The following is a 16,041-nucleotide window of genomic DNA, read 5'->3' as shown; positions in this document are numbered from 1 at the left end:
CCCTGGTGTGGGGGGCCTCCCGGCCAGGGTTTCGTCGCCGCCACCCACCCACCCAACCGAACACTCCACTGCGGCGGCCAGGCAAAAGCCGAACAGCCCTGCGGGCGCATCCGCAACGTTGAGGCTTGCAGCGACGCACCCCGAACATGCCTTTCCAGCACTCAGCACTATTTCCCGGACCTGCTCGGTCGACGACGCGACACCGCCCTATCGTGGGGCAGAGGCTCTGGCTAGACTTAAATTGCGCCGGACTAGACGCATGAATTCGTCTCGGGAGGACAGGATCATGACAGACCGCAGCGACTCTGAATTGCCCGCGGACCAGGCGCCCACGGAAAAGAAACCAGAAGAACGGGAGCTCCGGGGCCGGTACGTCGAGGGCACCTATGGCAAGGCCGGCGTGCAGAGAGGTCGCCGCGCGGAGGACGAGGAAGGCCAATACGTCCAAGGTGACTACGGAGCGGCCGGCAGCGAGGGCGGACTTCCCGAACCCTTGGGAGACCGGGCCAAAGAATCCGGACGCTACGTGGCGGCCGACTACGGCGACGCTGGTGCGGCTCCGGGACGTACGGCGGCCTCGGAAATTGGTCAGTACACCGCAGGTGACTACGGTGCGGACGGTACTGTGGATCCCCTGCGCAAGGCCGGCACAGGTACGCGCAACGATGAGCCGATGGCCGAGAATCCGCACGTCGGCCAAAAGGCTGCATTGCAGGACCGGGACTCCTCGTCCGGTGCCGACACCCAGGCCGATGACACCCGCAGCGGCACAGACGTGGGAGAGACGGTCGACGTCGCGGAGCGGGGCACCGAGGCGCAGGGGGATCACTCGCATCCGGAACGGGCCAAGACGGGCGAGGCGCCCGTGGAGCAGGTGTTCAACGACGCCGCCATGACCGAGGGGCAGCGGACCGTGACCGGCTCCGCAAAGTCAGCCGGCGACGTACCGCCCGGACCTTCACCTGCCGAAGCCGGCTCCGGCGGAGCCCAGTCCGTTGTTGGGGCCCGGGAGTCGGACCGCCTCGCGGCGGGTGAGCCGCCGGCCGCAGGCAAGCCCTTCGATACCGGCACGAAGGAGAAATGAACAGGCGGCGGCCTTTCGATCACATGGAAAAGCCCCGGACCAGCATGGTCCGGGGCTTGCCAGTGCGTCTCTTAGTGACCGATGCAGACAGTGAGATCCAGATGGATGTCGTTATCGGCGACAAGGCGGTCCTGGAGGTAGCGGGCAAGGCTCGCGTCGGTGGCTGTGTGAATGCTTTGCGCGATCGCTCCGCGCAGCACCGCCTGAGTGTTAGTGGACTTGACGACGTCCAGCGGCGCCCAGCCACGATGGCCGCCGGTAAGACGTTCTATGTCCGTGCGGAAGGAACGCTTGTGGTCTTCGCGGACGGTAGCGCGCATGGTGAACGGAATAAAGGGAGTGGGCAAGGAAGTCCTTTCACGAGGCAGTCGGTCATCGACGCCCCAGTCTGGTCAAGACCTCTGCAGCCACCGTTATTCCCTCAAAGCAGCCGCAGAGTCCGGAATCACAACGCGGGATTTCCTCCGACGGGCAGCTTTTCCCGGTTTAGTCGGCGTTCGCCCTGACGTGAGCGTCGCGACCGGACTCAGTCGCAGTCCCTGCCCCGTTCTGTCCGACCGCAGGCCTCTTCCACCGCGTGCGCCCGGGGCCTACACTCTTGAAATCAAATCGAGGGCCAGCCCCGTTCAGTTGCCCAACTTAGGAGGAAGCGGAAGTTCCGACAGGAGTGCTGCCCGGTCGGATCGGAAGAGGCGCCGGCTGGTTGACGGACGGCCGGCGCAAGCTCGCTAGAGGGAGAAGAGCGGCATGAGGATCCTCGTCGATCTCACCAAATGCCAGGGCTACGCCCAGTGCGCCTTCCTCGCCCCGGAAGTCTTCACCATCCAGGGAGACGAGGCACTGACTTACGACCCGCACCCTGACGTGGCTCATCTGACCGGGATTCGGCGGGCCGCCGCTGCGTGTCCGGTCCAGGCCATCCGGCTCGAACAGCCAGACGGGCAGGACGAATGGCTGCACCCGGCCACAGCACCCGCGACGGCTGCTCCGGTCGAAGACCGCGGAGGCACTTTCAAGAGGACTGGACGGATCGTCATCGTGGGGGCATCGATGGCGGGGCTGCGCGCGGCGGAACGCTTGCGCGAGGAAGGGTTCACCGGATCGCTGACCTTGGTTGGCGAGGAGCCGCACGAGCCCTACGACCGGCCTCCGCTGTCCAAACAGGTCCTGGCCGGGTCGGTGCCCTTGGAGGACACCTCGCTGCCACGCCACCGGGACATCCGCGCCACCTGGCGTCTAGGTATGGCGGCGACCGGGCTGGATCTAGCTGCGAAGCAAATCCACCTCGCCGACGGCAACCGGATCGGATTCGATAAACTGTTGATCGCCACCGGCCTGCGGTCCCGCCCCTGGCCTAACCCTGTGGAGGCGGCCCTTGCGGGAGTAATGACACTGCGTACCCGGGAGGATGCCGCAACCTTGCGACAGCACCTCGCGGGCCGTCCGCGCCGGGTGCTGGTCATCGGCGCCGGGTTCATCGGGTGCGAGGTCGCGTCCGTGTGCCGGGAACTAGGCCTGACGGTCACGGTGGCAGAAGCTGGACCGGCTCCGCTCGTCGCTGCCCTTGGCGGGGTGGTCGGCGCAGTCGCCGGGGAGCTGCAGATCGAGAACGGCGTGGACCTGCGATGCGGCGTCCGCGTCCTGTCCCTTGAGGGGGACCCCGCCGGACAGCTGCGCCAGGCCGTTCTGTCCGACGGCACAACGCTTGAGGTAGATGTGGCGGTCGCGGCGCTGGGGTCCGTCCGGAACGTCGAATGGCTCGCAGATTCGGGCCTGGCGTGCGGTGTATGGGGAGTCGCCTGCGACGCCGGCTGCCGCGCGTTCGATGCCAACGGACTGGTCACCGATGACGTGTTTGTCGCCGGCGACATCGCGCGCGCTCCGCAGCCGATGTACGGCTATCAATACCTCGCCGTCGAGCACTGGGGAAACGCCATCTCCCAGGCCGAGGTCGCGGCACACAACATGGTCAGCGGCGAAACCGAACGGTGGCCTCACTTGGAAGTGCCGAAATTCTGGTCCGTCCAGTTCGGCACCGAAATAAAGAGCGTCGGGGTACCTTCGGTTGCCGATGAGGTAGCCATCGTTCAAGGATCGGTGGACACGCGGCGGTTCCTGGCCGTCTATGGCTACAAGGGCCGCATCGTGGCGGCAGTCGCCTTCAACCAGAACAAGTGGCTCGACTTCTACGAGCCACTGATCGAGCAGGCCGCACCCTTCCCGCCGGCATTCCACCACATCGATGAGTCAGACCAGGGCCGGCCCTTGCCGGCCGGGTTCAAGCCCGCTGTGAGCCCCACCCAGGACGCGACCGTCGTTGTGACCGGCCACGATCCCAATGAACGCCGGGCCAGGCTGACGAACACCGCGGCCGGCGAAACGCCGTCACGGAGACCCACAGAAACTGCCCCCCGATTGAAGGAGCCTTCGCCATGACACAGGCCAGCACGTGGGAGCAGATCCTCGACTTCTCCAACCGGGATAACCCCTACCCGTTTTACGACGAGCTCCGCCGGACCCCCGTGGCACGGCTAGAGGACGGAAGCTACCTCGTCAGCACTTACGCGGAGATCGCCGCCCTGCTGCACGACCCGAGGGTCAGTTCCGACATCACCCGCAACCCGGCTGCCGCTGCCGCCGGCGCCGGCGTCGGCGACGACAGCGACGGCGACGGCCCGGGCATGACTCCAACTTTCCTCAGCATGGATCCTCCTGATCACGACAAGTTTCGACGGATCACCATGCGCCACTTCGGACCGCCTACGACGCCGGGCAGGGTCGCCGGGATGGAGCCGAGGATGGCGGAAATTGTCACCGACTTGGTCGACAACATGACGGCCCACTCCCGGATCGACGTCGTCGATGATCTGGCGTATCCGCTGCCCGTCACGGTGATCTGCGAATTACTTGGGGTGCCCCCGGGCGACGAACAGCGCTTCCGGGTCTGGGTGGACGTGGCCCTGCAATCCACGGATCCCGGACTCGATCCCGAAACACAGCAAGAAAAGAGGGCCGAGGCCGGAAAGGAACTGCGCGCGTTCATGGAAGAACTGGTCGAAGCCCACCGGCGGACACCGGGACCGGACCTGCTCTCGGCGATGGCCACTGATGACGGCCCGGAAGGCCGCATGCCGGAGGAACAGCTGGTGAGCACGGGGCTCCTTCTGCTCATCGCCGGACACGAAACCACCGTGAACCTCATCTCCAACGGCGCGCTGACGTTGCTCCGCCACCCGGCCGAACTCCAACGGCTACGCGACGATCCCGGCCTCGCTATCCCGATGGTCGAGGAATTGCTCCGCTACGAGCCGCCCGTCCATTTCGTCCCTTTCCGCACGGCCCTTGACGACATCGATATCGCCGGCACCACCATCCCTGCCGGTGCCTCCCTCACGTTGGTCCTGGCCTCGGGGAACCGCGACCCCGCCCACGTCGCCCACCCCGACCTCTTCATCCCGGACCGGCGTAACAACCAACACCTCGGCTTCGGCGGCGGCATCCATCTCTGCTTCGGCGCACCCCTGGCCCGGCTCGAAGCCCAGCTCGCCCTCACCGCGTTCGCCACCAGGTTGGAGAACCCGCGGCTGGTCTCCGATCCGCCCCCATACCGGCCGAGCCCGTTCCTCCGCGGCCCCTCGCATCTCCTGGTCGACATCGACGGCATCACCGCCCGTCAGTAGTCACTAGTCATTAGTCAACAGCGAACAGCGAACCTTGGCCGTCGGCGAGCGAGGGACGATGTGGAAGTGCCCGCGGGTTCAGGGATTTGGTGGCCGTTCGCCGGGGAACACGATTCCGTGCTGGTTCCTGATGGCGTCGGCGACTGCCATGGTCCGGATTGATCCGGCCAGCGGCCGCTGCGGGACTTCCAGCTGGCCCGCCGAGATGGCAGGGGCGACGGCGGCAGCCTCGTAGTGCAGGCCCTCAAAGTGTGCCGCCGCAGGATCCTCATAGGCCAGCCGGGTGCCGTCCGGGAAACGGACGCTGAAGTTGCCGGGCATGCTGAGACATCGAACTTGGGCAGGAAAAACGTCCACATCCCTTCGGCGGCGAACAGGCCGGCTCAGGCTGCCCGGCCGGCGATACCTGCCGCCTGTTCGCGGTTGATGCCGATCGGCTTCTCGATCAGGACGTGCTTGCCGGCGTCGAGCGCAATGAGGGCGGCTTCGTAGTGGGAGTTGTGCGGCATGGCCACGTAGATGATGTCGACGTCGGCGGCGGCCAGCTCCTCATAGCTGCCAAAGGCCGCAGGAATGCCGTGCCGTTCGGCAAACATTTCGGAACGGTCCAGAGAGCGGGATCCGATCGCGGCAATCACTTGCGAGGTGTGCGCCTGGACGGATTCCGTGAAGCGTTCCGCAATTCAGCCGGGGCCCATGATCCCCCACCGGAGCGCAGGTGCGTCGCGGAAATCCGGAACCCTGGACGCTGGGAGCGAGCGGTTCCCGGTCCTGTTAAGTCCGCCTTAGTGTCGATATCGATTCTGACGAGAAACGCAGTCGTCTTCGCAAAGCTTTGTCCTGACATAATAACAAGTCTGGTTTGCTCCGGACAAGTCTCCGCCGGCCAAATTCCGCCAGAAACCTCCCGCCCCACAGGCGCCAGTCCCCCACTCGATGCCGAACCACCCAGCTCTGGCTGCACGGTCGGGACGTTCACTCTGGGACCTAGGGTCAACTTTGATGGTATGTCAGGACAAACTCTTGACTGTTCCGTTAGAGCGCTCTAACGTAGAAGTCAGTCACGTGACCCAGCACACTCCCGGAAACGCTCTCCAAATTCAAGTCCGCCCTTCAGGTCGGCCGAATCAAGGAAGTCAACAATGTCGTTGCACACAGCAAGCTCGCCCGCATCGGGCTCAAAACATCGCGGATATCTCGCCCGCCTCACCGTCATCTCCACGCTCGGCGGACTCCTGTTCGGCTACGACACCGGTGTCATCTCCGGTGCGCTGCTCTACATGCAGGACTCCCTGAGCATGAGCCCCGTCGAAGAGGCCACGGTGGTCAGCGCACTGCTGTTTCCCGGTGCCGCGGTCGGTGCGCTGAGCGGCGGCCGGCTTGCCGATAAGCTCGGGCGGCGCGGCACGCTGCTTGTCTGTGCTTTGCTCTTCCTCCTCGGAGCGATCGGCTGCGCCATCGCTCCGACTGTTGAATTCATGATCGTGGCCCGCGTCATCCTGGGCCTGGGCGTCGGTGCCGCCGCGGTGACCTGCCCTCTCTACCTTGCAGAAATGGCGCCGGCGCATCTGCGTGGACGTATGGTCACGATCAACGAACTGATGATCGTGACTGGTCAGATGCTCGCTTTTGCCATCAACGCACTCCTCGACGCCGTCATCCACGACACCGAGGTCTGGCGCATCATGCTCGGCGTTGCCTCCATCCCCGCCATCGCACTCCTGATCGGCATGCTCGCCCTGCCCGAATCGCCGCGCTGGTTCGCTATCCGCGACAGGTTCGACGACAGCCGGCGCATCCTCAACCTCAGCCGCAGCCCGGAGGAAGCCGACTTCGAGTACAAGGAAATCGTTGAGTCCGCGAACCTGGACCGGAATGAGCGCTCCAGTGCATGGCGCGACCTGAAGAACAATCCCTGGATGCGGCGGCTCCTCTGGGTGGGCATCGGGCTCGCCGTGGCCCAGCAGGCAACGGGCATCAATACCGTGAACTACTACGCACCTACAATCCTCGAGCGCAGCGGTCTCGGCGTGAGCGCATCGCTCGTGGCGACCATCGCCGTCGGCGTGACCTCGGTGCTAATGACTGTCCTGGGTATCTGGCTGCTGGGCTTCATCGGGCGTCGCCGCATGCTGGTCATTGGCTTTTCCGGGGTCGTGGCTTCGCAGGCACTCCTCGCCGTCGTTTTCACGCTTCCCCAGTCGGACCTCGTCAGCTACACCATCCTGGCGGCAATGATGCTGTTCGTGGCCTTCGTGCAGTGCTTTATCGGAACGTGTGTGTGGCTGCTGCTTTCCGAGATCTTCCCGCTGGCCATCCGCGGCTTCGCGATGGGCATTGCGGTGTTCGCACTCTGGACCGTGAACGCGGCCATCTCCTTCCTGTTCCCGATCCTGGTGGTCGCCCTGGGCTCAACCGGCACGTTCACCGTATTCGTGCTGGTAAACATTGTTTCCCTGATCTTCGTGGCGAAATTTGTTCCGGAGACCAAGGGGCAATCGCTGGAAGAACTGGAGGTGCACTTCCGCACCGGAGGCATACCGATCATCGCCCCCACGGGGTCTGGCGAGAAGGCGACAGCCCTGTAAGCCCGGCCGCAGTGCTGCCAGTTCGCGGGCCATAGGGCGGCGGCAGGAAGCCGCCGCCCTTCCCGCGATACGCTTGCTGGCAGGAGGCCACTTGTCCGGGAAAGTAGTGAATCAACAGGGAGCGGCCAGGCGCGCCACTATTGAGGATGTAGCGCGGGAAGCCGGCGTATCGCGAGCACTCGTTTCCCTGGTGCTGCAGGGTTCACCAAAGGTAAGTCAACAAAAAAGAGACGCCGTGGCCCTCGCCATGGCTGCCCTCGACTACCGGCCCAGCAACGCCGCCCGCTCGCTTGCCAGCGGACGTACGCGAACGGTCGGCGTGCTGCTGGATGACCTTGCCAATCCGTGGTTCGTGGAGCTGCTCGATGGCATGCAGAGCATCTTCCGGGAGCAAAAGCTGAGGATGGTCCTCGGCGACTCCCAATATTTGGCCCGCCCGGGGGAAAGCCCGGTTTCCGCGTTCATGGAAATGCGCGTCGACGGTCTCGTCATCGCCGGGGACCTCGACGCCGATGACGACCTCACCCGTGCCACACTGCATACGCCAGCCGTCGTCGCCGGCACCCGAGCCTTCGACCTCCCGGCAGCGGACCTTGTCACCAACGACGACGCCGCTGGCGCCCGCGCGGCTGTCGAACACCTCATTGGCCTCGGCCACACAGACATTGCATTCCTCACCGCTCCCACGGGATCCGCTGCCGTGCGGGCCAACTCCTACCGGGACACGATGACCCGCCACGGCCTGCAGGACAACATCCGGGTGGAGCCCACGGACATGAGCGAACAGTCCGGCTTTGCGGCAATGAGCAGGCTTATCGACAGCGGCCGGACGCCCACAGCGGTCTTCGCTGCCAACGACATCCTCGCCGTCGGTGCGCTCTCGGCTGCCGACGACCACGGCATCAGCGTTCCTTCACAACTCTCACTGGTCGGATACGACAACACCTATCTCGCTGGGATCCGGCACCTGTCCCTGACCACCGTCGACCCGGTCAGCCGGGACGTGGGCATCCGAGCAGCGGAGTTTCTCCTGGCACGCATCGCCGACCACTCCCTGCAGCCACGCACCGACGTGCTGACCCCGCGCCTCGTCGTTCGCAACAGCACCGCTCACGCTACCTACATCTAGCGCACCGCTTGTCTCAGACCGCATCTGCGTGATGAACATCGGCCGCTTAGTCGAAAGCGGCGAGATGTCGTCCGGCGTCTCCACCGAACCGTAGACTTCACCGTGTGGTGTCAGTTTCAATCGCCAGCCAGGCGGAGGCCCGACGTCGGCACATCGGGCTGGCCGCCATGGCCGGCATGATCGGGGCGGTCCTCTTCGTGTCCGTCTTCACAGTGTCGGGGTGGCTGTACCCCGGCTACTCCGCGACGCGAATGTTCGTCAGCGAGCTGTCCCTGGGCCCCCACGGCTGGGTTCAGATCCTCAACTTTGTCCTCACCGGCGCCTTGATGCTCGTGTTCGGCCTAGGGCTCGCGGCGCACTTCAGCGTCGGGGCCGCGTCCCGCGCCGGTCCCGCGCTGATACAGGGCATCGGAGTCAGCCTCATGGCCTCCGGGCCGTTCACTACCGACCCGTCTGCGATGTTCCAGCAAGCCAGTATTCACGGTGTCGTGCACGGCATCTTCGGTGCGCTGGTCTTCACGTTCGCGCCGATCAGTTGTTTCGTCTTCTATCGGCGTTTCCGCCGTGACGCCGGCTGGCGCCCCCTGGCGGGGTGGACACTGGCCACCGGTGTTGTTCTAGCTGTCGGAGTCGTCCTGCTCAAGATCAGTCAGCAGCCCGAGAGTGTACTGTTCGAGTGGAAGGGCCTCGTGCAACGCGTCATCCTGTTCGCGTTTATGGCCTGGATCTTCGCAGTTGCATTCCACCTTCGCCGCCAATACCGGAGCGGGGAAGGCACCCCGCCAGCGCGGCTGTGATGCTCAGGTTCCGCAGAAGGTCCGGTAAGGGCCGAAACTTTCCGGGGCGGCAGCGGCGTAGTGCTCGAGACCGGCCCGCTCGTCGAAGGGTGAGGCAACCGCGTCCACCAGCCGTTCCAGCGGACCCGTGTTCCCGCCGGTAGCGGCAGCCAGGGCCTCCTCCACCAGGTGGTTCCGCGGAATGTAGACAGGGTTGACCCGGTCCATGGCGTCAGCATCCGGCGCCAGGTCGCGCCAGCGCGTTACCCAGGCATCGAACCGTGCCGGATCCAGGACCTGGCCCCCCGCAGCTTCGGCTTGGCCACGTGCGACTTTGCCGAGGTTCCGGAAAAACGATGTGTAGTCCGCCCGTGACTCCTGGATCAAAGCCACAAGTTCGTCCACAAGAGGCGAGGTCACTTCGTCGTCGAGCCCTTGACCAAACCCCAGCTTGGCTTTCATGCCGGCCGACCAGGCTTCGCTGTACTGAGGGCGGAACTCGCTGAGTGCTTCCACCGCGAGGTCCACCGCCTGCTCCTGGTCATCGTGGAGCAGAGGCAGGAGAGATTCCGCGAGCCGGGCGAGGTTCCACTCCGCCACCACCGGTTGATTGCGGTAGGCGTACCGTCCGGTCTCGTCGATCGAGCTGTAGACCGCGGCGGGGTCGAAGCCTTCCATGAAGGCACACGGTCCGTAGTCGAGGGTTTCGCCCGAGATCGTCATGTTGTCAGTGTTCATGACGCCGTGAACGAAGCCAACAAGCATCCACCGGGCCACCAGTGAAGCCTGGGCTGATATGACCGCCTGGAGCAGTGCGAGATAGCGGTTCCCGGCCTCCGCGGCGGCCCGGTAGTGACGGGTTATTGCGTATTCGGCGAGGCGGCGAAGGAGGCCGATGTCGCCCGTGGACCGGGCGTACTGGAAGCTGCCGACGCGCAGATGGCTGCTGGCAACCCGGGTGAGAACGGCGCCGGGCAGGAGGGTCTCGCGCTGTACCGAACGCCCCGTCGCGACGACGGCGAGGGATCGTGTGGTGGGGATGTTCAGCGCGTGCATAGACTCGCTCACGATGTATTCGCGCAGCATAGGACCGACCACTGCCTGGCCGTCGCCGTTTCGCGCAAACGGCGTCCGTCCTGATCCCTTGAGGTGCACGTCACGGAGCTGCCCGTCCGCCTGCTCGATCTCACCGAGCAGAAGTGCCCGCCCGTCGCCGAGACGGGGTGCGTACCAGCCAAACTGGTGGCCAGCGTAGGCCTGCGCCACCGGGCTGGCCTCCGCAGGGATGGCGTTGCCGATCAGTAGAAGAAGACCCTCAGGGCTCCGGAGAAAGGCCGGATCGAGACCTAGCTCGGTGGCGAGGTGTTCGTTGAGTACCAAGAGGCGCGGATCGGGAGCCTCCTCCGCGCGCCATGGAATGGCCATCTCCTTGAACTCGCGGGCGAAGCGGCCATCAAACGTGACGGTTGAAGGCGCGATGTCACTCATAGTTCAAGGATACGGGCGACGCTCACGCACCAGCGCCATCGGAGATCGGGACCGACGGGCGGGCGAGCTCCTCGATCTTTCGTTCCAGCACTGCGCGTTCGGCCGCGTTCGAGCACAGCGCGACCGCCTGCTGCAGGGCGGACTTCGCTTCTCCGCGGCGGCCCAGCCGTGCCAGCATCTCGCCCCTGACCGCAGGCAGCAGGTGCGAGCCCTTGAGCTCACCCCGTGACGTGATCGCGTCGACCAGTTCCAGCCCGGCCGCCGGACCCGATGCCATGGCCACCGCCACCGCGCGGTTCAGTTCGACCACCGGAGAGGGCGCCAGCCGCCCCAAGGCCTCGTAGAGGATCACGATCCGCTGCCAGTCCGCTTCCGCAACGGAGAGGGCCACCGCGTGGCGTTCGGCGATGGAGGCCTGCAGCCCGTACGCGCCGAGCCCACGGCCGGCAGCCACGGCCCTCGCCAGCGCAGCACGGCCGCGCCGGATCGCCGACTGGTCCCACAAGCGTCGGTCCTGGTCCTCCAAGAGAACCGGCCGGCCGGACGTATCGAGCCTCGCAGGGAAGCGGGCGGCCGTCAGCTCCATCAGGGCCAGCAGGCCGAACACCTCGGGTTCCGGTGCCAGCCGCGTCAGCACACGGCCCAGGCGGCGCGCTTCACCCGCCAGGTCTACGCGCATCCAGGAGTCACCGCCGGACGCGAAGGACCCCTCCGTGAAGATCAGGTAGATGACTTGGAGCACCGATCCTAGCCGTTCGGGCATTTCTCGCGTTTCTGGTACGGCGAACGGGATACGGGCGCCGGTAAGGGTCTTTTTGGCCCGTGTAATGCGTGCCTGGATAGTCGGCACCGGAACCAGGAAGGCCTTCGCGATCTCGTCGGTGCCCATTCCGCCCACCACCCGCAACGTCAAGGCGATCCGCGCTTCCTTGGACAACACCGGATGGCAGGAGATGAACATCAGGGCCAGCACGTCGTCGTCGATCGCGTTGGGGTCGAAGAGGGAATCCGCGCCCGGAAGCTCCTCCGAGAGGTCGCGGGCCAGGAGCGCGTACTTTTCGTCGCGGGCGGCACGGCGCCGGAAGGAGTCCACCGCCCGGCGCCGGCCGGTGGTCAGCAGCCAGCCCACCGGCTCGGCGGGGATCCCGTTCACCGACCACGACACGAGGGCCTCGGCGAGCGCCTCCTGTGCGAGGTCTTCGGCCAACGGGAAATCGCCCGTATAGCGGGCCAGGGCACCGACGATGCGGGCTGACTCCATGCGCCACACCGCTTCGACGGCGGCCCTTGCCTGGTTGCTGCTCACTGCCGGTTCCGGGCTGGCTGTTTCAGAGCTGGCCGGTCTGTTCCCGCCACGCGCGTTCCTTCTGGATCCATTCGTTCTCCTGCGGGAACTCGTCGATGGAAGGTACCCTGCGAATCTCGGTCTTGGTTCCTGCCGTGAGGGGTGCCCGTTTTGCCCACTCGATCGCTTCCTGCTTCGAGGCGACATCGAGGACGTAGTAGCCGGCGAACAGTTCCTTGGTTTCGCCGTAGGGCCCGTCAGTGACCACCGGGGTTTCGGCGGTAAAGTCCACCACGACGCCCTCTTTCGGATCATCCAGACCTTCGGCTGCCAGCAAGACACCAGCGCGGATCAATTCGTCGTTGAATTTGCCTATGGTGTCAAGGACCTCGTTGAAGTCGGCATTCTGAAGGTTGGCGTACGACTCGTCGGTTCCGCGCATGATCAACATGTACTTTGCCATTTCAATCTCCTAGGTTTTTGGAAGGTCGCCCTTCGACCTTCCCACCCACAGGTCGAACAGCGCGAGAGCTAATCGACAGGTGCCAGGAAATTCATTCAGTGGGGGCAACGGACCCCCTCGTCAGCCAGCAGTGGCTGCGCCGAGGGTGACGTCCTTGCTTTGCTCCTGGCCGTCGCGGACAAAAGTGACTTTGACCGTGGCCCCGGCAGCCTGCTCCCGCGTCGCCGCCGTGAGCTCGGAAGCATCGGTGACACTGCGGCCGCCCAGCCCGGTGATCACATCGCCGGCCTTCAAACCGGCCTTGTCGGCTGCGGAGCCCGGTGTCACGGATGATGCCCCTGCCCCGGCCGCGAACTCCGAAGAGGCGCCTGAGGCTTTGTCCCGGACCGAGACGCCGAGTTGGCCGTGCGTGGCCGTGCCCGTAGCGATGATCTCCTGGGCGACGCGTTTCGCGTCGTTGATCGGGATGGAGAAGCCGACCCCGATGTTGCCAGCCTGGTCCGAGGAAGAAGACGTGGATCCGGCCGAGGCGATCGCCACGTTGACTCCGATGATCTCACCGTTCGCGTTCACCAGGGGACCGCCGGAGTTTCCCGGATTTATGGCCGCATCCGTTTGGATGACGTTAATGCTGATGGTGTCCTGCGCGGCGTTGGAGGAGCCGTTCTGCAGCGCGGACGTGGCCGAGGACGCTGTCTCAATGGTGCGGTTCGCTGCCGAAACGATGCCGTCAGTGACCGTTCCACTCAATCCCAGGGGCGCTCCGATGGCTATGGCAGTGTCGCCGACATTGACCTTGCCGGAGTCGCCCAGGGCCGCGGCGACCAGCCCCGGGGCAGTGATTTGGACGATGGCCAGGTCCGAGAGCGGATCCGTTCCTACGATTGTCCCCGGGTAGACGCTGCCGTCGCTGGTCCGAACCTCGATGGCCGCGTTGGCTGCCTGCCCGTCCAGCGTGACCACATGCGTGTTGGTCAGAATATGGCCGGAGGCATCCAGAATGATGCCCGACCCGGTACCGCCTGAAGTGCCGGAACTGGCGCTGATGGTGACCACACTGGGTGAGGCCTTCTGCGCGGCGGCTGTCACCGCGCTGACACTGTCGGGATTGTTGACGATCACCGGCGTGTATTGCGTCGTTTGCACAGTGCCGGATGCCGGCCCGCCGGTGTTCCACATCGCCGTCGCCCCTGCCGCCACGCCCCCGCCTATGCCGCCCGCAGCCACCAGACAGGCAACATAGAGCCCGGCGCCAACGCGCTTCCGGGTTTTCCGGCCTGCAACGGCTCCGGTGTTTTCGCCGAGGGTGGGCTGTTCATGCTCGTTCATGGGTCATCCTGATCTCGTCGTTTTGCCGGTGTCGACCTCACGCCTCTTGATCGCGCTCGGGGTCGCCGCCCCGCGGATTTCGAAGCTGTATCCCATCCTCAAACCCCGGACTGTCGACGGTCTGTCGTGCCGCTGTGAACGGACTGTGAGCAGCGGACTGGAAGTGGACCGCGAGCCCCCTGATTGGGGTCAGGTTGTGTCGCTGCTGTCATGTGGTGCGGTGCGCCGGGGCGAACTGCGCCGAAAGATTGGTTTCTTCGGCGCGGATGAGGTGGACGAGCGCGTTGATGAGGGCCAGGTGGGTGAATGCCTGTGGGAAGTTACCGAGGTGGCGGCCGCTCACCGGATCCAGCTCCTCGGCGTAAAGGCCCAAGGGACTGGCGAGTGACAGCAGACGTTCGCACAGTGCCTTGGCGCGCACCACTTCTCCGATCTCGACGAGGGCTGAGACAAGCCAGAACGAGCAGGTGGTGAAGGTCCCCTCGTCGCCGGCGAGTCCGTCGTCGGTCTGCTCGGGGCGGTACCGCAGGACGAGCCCGTCCCGGGTGAGTTCATCGGCAATGGCCAAGACAGTGGCGCCCACGCGTGGATCGTTGGCGGGCAGGAACCGGACGAGCGGAACCAGGAGAAGCGAGGCATCGAGGTTCGTCGTGCCGTAGGACTGGACGAACACGCCGCGGTCGTCGACGCCATTGCGGCAGATGTCCTCATGGATCTCATCGGCGATGGAATCCCACTTCCGGGCGTAATCAGCTTGACCGTGCAGGCGCGCCAGCCGGGCACCACGGTCCAGGGCGACCCAGCACATGAGCTTTGAGGAGGTGAAGTGCTTCGGTTCGCCACGGACCTCCCAGATGCCGTGGTCGGCGTCCCGCCAATGGGCGGCCGCCTGCTCGACCTGGCGCAGGAGGACCGGCCAGAGCGGCTCGGGGAGCTGGTCACGGGACTTTGCGTGGAGGTAGACGGAGTCCAGCATCGTGCCCCAGACGTCCAGCTGCCGCTGGTGGGCGGCAGCGTTGCCGATCCGGACGGGGCGGGCGCCGTCATAGCCGCCGAGCTCCTCGACGGTAACCTCGGGAAGGTCCCTTTCGCCGTCGATGCCGTACATGATCTGCAGGTCGTCCTCGGCGGCGACGTCGCGGATGAAGGCGAAGAAGTCGTCCGCTTCCCGGTCCAGGCCGAGTGTGTAGAGGGCCCAGAGCGCGAATGTGGAATCGCGCACCCAGGTGTACCGGTAGTCCCAGTTCCGCTCTCCCCCGGGCGTCTCGGGAAGTGACGTGGTGGGGGCCGCGACCAGAGCTCCGGTCGGCGCGTAGGTGAGACCCTTCAACGTCAGTGCGCTGCGCTGCAGCTGCTCCCTCCACGGATGGTCGGGGAACTCGCCCGCGGTGATCCATTGCCTCCAGAACTCAGTGGTCTGCCACTGCTTGCGAGTGGCTTCCTCCCACGTCCGCGGCGGGGGCAGCGACCCCCAGGAGAGCGCGATAAAAGCCTCCTCCCCCTCGGTCATCCGGGTGCGGATGACTGCTATGGAGTCCTCGATGCCCAGCCGGCGGTCGGTGGTCAGACGCAGCACCGGATTGCCCTCATCGCCCCTGACGGTCACGACCTCCCCGTAACCGGGACCGGAAAACTCCCACCGTGCACGGCGCCGGCCGTAGTCGAAGACCGGCTCGCACAGCACGGACAGCTCAACTGCACCGTTGACGCATCTAACAGTGCGCAACAGGCAGTGCTCAGCCTCGTAGTTCATCGGCGGGCGGCGGTATCGGCGGGCCCTCTCGTCGGTGTGGTGCCACGGACCCATCACCAGGGCATCCCTCACGATCAGCCAGCCCGTCCTGGTCTGCCAGGTGGTCTCCAGGATCAGGCTGCCGGGGAGATAGCGGCGCGCGGTGGGCTCCCGGACGCCGTACGGCGCCACCTTGAAGCCACCCGCGGCGCGGTCGAGCATAGTGGAGAACAGACTCGGCGAGTCGTGACGTGGCACGCACATCCACTCCACCTGCCCGCTCGATGCGATCAAGCAGTTGGCCTCACAGTCAGACAAAAACCCATAGTCGGCGATCGGCGGGTACGGGCTCGTGCCTGCCCCTGGCCGCCGCCGCCCCTGGGACCCTGATCCGGCGTCGATCCTCACTCCACCAGTATGCTCGCCCTGACTGGAAGCGGGAATCCTGATTCCATGCGGACCCTTCCCGTAGGTGAGCGCGCAGCCT

13 protein-coding genes and 1 pseudogene are annotated in these 16,041 nt (G+C 65.5%); 6 read left to right on the top strand and 8 right to left on the bottom strand.

From position 1 onward, the window contains the following. Nucleotides 1-286 precede the first annotated feature (286 nt). On the top strand, nucleotides 287-1,084 hold the full coding sequence (locus AC1DKQ_RS09370; RefSeq protein WP_476918825.1) for a hypothetical protein: 798 nt from the start codon (nucleotides 287-289) through the stop codon (nucleotides 1,082-1,084). Nucleotides 1,085-1,155: 71 nt separating this feature from the next. Here the strand turns inward: AC1DKQ_RS09370 and AC1DKQ_RS09365 are convergent, their stop codons facing one another. Continuing rightward, nucleotides 1,156-1,431, bottom strand: coding sequence for a hypothetical protein (locus tag AC1DKQ_RS09365; protein ID WP_476883519.1), 276 nt, complete (start codon nucleotides 1,429-1,431; stop codon nucleotides 1,156-1,158). Nucleotides 1,432-1,831: 400 nt separating this feature from the next. Between AC1DKQ_RS09365 and AC1DKQ_RS09360 the strand changes: the two genes are divergently transcribed. After that, entirely contained in the window at nucleotides 1,832-3,520 is a 1,689-nt protein-coding gene (locus AC1DKQ_RS09360; RefSeq protein ID WP_476918824.1) for an FAD-dependent oxidoreductase, read from the top strand. Next, nucleotides 3,517-4,764, top strand: a complete 1,248-nt coding sequence (locus AC1DKQ_RS09355; protein ID WP_476918823.1) for a cytochrome P450 — start codon at nucleotides 3,517-3,519, stop codon at nucleotides 4,762-4,764. Before AC1DKQ_RS09360 ends, AC1DKQ_RS09355 begins: the two co-directional genes overlap by 4 nt. 78 nt (nucleotides 4,765-4,842) lie before the next feature. Here AC1DKQ_RS09355 and AC1DKQ_RS09350 read toward each other — a convergent pair whose 3' ends face one another. Together AC1DKQ_RS09350 and AC1DKQ_RS09345 are read right to left on the bottom strand one after the other, a co-directional pair. After that, complete coding sequence (locus AC1DKQ_RS09350; protein ID WP_476918822.1) at nucleotides 4,843-5,085, bottom strand: hypothetical protein; 243 nt, start codon at nucleotides 5,083-5,085, stop codon at nucleotides 4,843-4,845. 62 nt (nucleotides 5,086-5,147) lie between these two features. Beyond that, nucleotides 5,148-5,402 carry a Gfo/Idh/MocA family protein gene (locus AC1DKQ_RS09345; RefSeq protein WP_476918821.1) on the bottom strand — a complete coding sequence of 85 codons (255 nt, stop codon included), beginning with the start codon at nucleotides 5,400-5,402 and terminating at the stop codon, nucleotides 5,148-5,150. A 468-nt stretch (nucleotides 5,403-5,870) separates the two neighbouring features. Here AC1DKQ_RS09345 and AC1DKQ_RS09340 point away from each other — a divergent pair. From AC1DKQ_RS09340 to AC1DKQ_RS09330, 3 genes and pseudogenes are all read left to right on the top strand, one after another. Next, nucleotides 5,871-7,352, top strand: a pseudogene (locus AC1DKQ_RS09340) (sugar porter family MFS transporter); the annotation flags it as partial. Between the two features lie 106 nt (nucleotides 7,353-7,458). After that, on the top strand, nucleotides 7,459-8,481 hold the full coding sequence (locus AC1DKQ_RS09335; protein WP_476918903.1) for a LacI family DNA-binding transcriptional regulator: 1,023 nt from the start codon (nucleotides 7,459-7,461) through the stop codon (nucleotides 8,479-8,481). Nucleotides 8,482-8,585: 104 nt separating this feature from the next. Next, entirely contained in the window at nucleotides 8,586-9,278 is a 693-nt protein-coding gene (locus tag AC1DKQ_RS09330) for a DUF998 domain-containing protein (protein WP_476918820.1), read from the top strand. Between the two features lie 3 nt (nucleotides 9,279-9,281). Here AC1DKQ_RS09330 and AC1DKQ_RS09325 read toward each other — a convergent pair whose 3' ends face one another. The 5 genes from AC1DKQ_RS09325 to AC1DKQ_RS09305 all read right to left on the bottom strand — a co-directional run bounded on the left by AC1DKQ_RS09325 (nucleotide 9,282) and on the right by AC1DKQ_RS09305 (nucleotide 15,962). Further along, complete coding sequence (locus AC1DKQ_RS09325; RefSeq protein WP_476918819.1) at nucleotides 9,282-10,745, bottom strand: protein adenylyltransferase SelO; 1,464 nt, start codon at nucleotides 10,743-10,745, stop codon at nucleotides 9,282-9,284. Between the two features lie 22 nt (nucleotides 10,746-10,767). Further along, nucleotides 10,768-12,051, bottom strand: a complete 1,284-nt coding sequence (locus AC1DKQ_RS09320) for an RNA polymerase sigma factor (RefSeq protein ID WP_476918818.1) — start codon at nucleotides 12,049-12,051, stop codon at nucleotides 10,768-10,770. Between the two features lie 22 nt (nucleotides 12,052-12,073). Beyond that, nucleotides 12,074-12,493, bottom strand: coding sequence for a YciI family protein (locus AC1DKQ_RS09315; protein ID WP_476918817.1), 420 nt, complete (start codon nucleotides 12,491-12,493; stop codon nucleotides 12,074-12,076). 120 nt (nucleotides 12,494-12,613) lie between these two features. Continuing rightward, on the bottom strand, nucleotides 12,614-13,822 hold the full coding sequence (locus AC1DKQ_RS09310) for a S1C family serine protease (protein ID WP_476918816.1): 1,209 nt from the start codon (nucleotides 13,820-13,822) through the stop codon (nucleotides 12,614-12,616). Nucleotides 13,823-14,030: 208 nt separating this feature from the next. Further along, entirely contained in the window at nucleotides 14,031-15,962 is a 1,932-nt protein-coding gene (locus tag AC1DKQ_RS09305) for a glycoside hydrolase family 15 protein (RefSeq protein WP_476918815.1), read from the bottom strand. Nucleotides 15,963-16,041: the final 79 nt, after the last annotated feature.

It is taken from the genome of Arthrobacter sp. 05L421 (assembly GCF_056397785.1).
Note: the sequence above shows the minus strand (reverse complement) of the source record. Positions and strands in the feature narration are given on the sequence as shown.

What these genes read in the sequence shown, in the direction of transcription:
- AC1DKQ_RS09325 (WP_476918819.1), bottom strand. Translation starts at nt 10,745, where the DNA reads ATGAGTGACATCGCGCCTTCAACCGTCACGTTTGATGGCCGCTTCGCC.
- AC1DKQ_RS09370 (WP_476918825.1), top strand. Translation starts at nt 287, where the DNA reads ATGACAGACCGCAGCGACTCTGAATTGCCCGCGGACCAGGCGCCCACG.
- AC1DKQ_RS09315 (WP_476918817.1), bottom strand. Translation starts at nt 12,493, where the DNA reads ATGGCAAAGTACATGTTGATCATGCGCGGAACCGACGAGTCGTACGCC.
- AC1DKQ_RS09310 (WP_476918816.1), bottom strand. Translation starts at nt 13,822, where the DNA reads ATGAACGAGCATGAACAGCCCACCCTCGGCGAAAACACCGGAGCCGTT.
- AC1DKQ_RS09350 (WP_476918822.1), bottom strand. Translation starts at nt 5,085, where the DNA reads ATGCCCGGCAACTTCAGCGTCCGTTTCCCGGACGGCACCCGGCTGGCC.
- AC1DKQ_RS09355 (WP_476918823.1), top strand. Translation starts at nt 3,517, where the DNA reads ATGACACAGGCCAGCACGTGGGAGCAGATCCTCGACTTCTCCAACCGG.
- AC1DKQ_RS09360 (WP_476918824.1), top strand. Translation starts at nt 1,832, where the DNA reads ATGAGGATCCTCGTCGATCTCACCAAATGCCAGGGCTACGCCCAGTGC.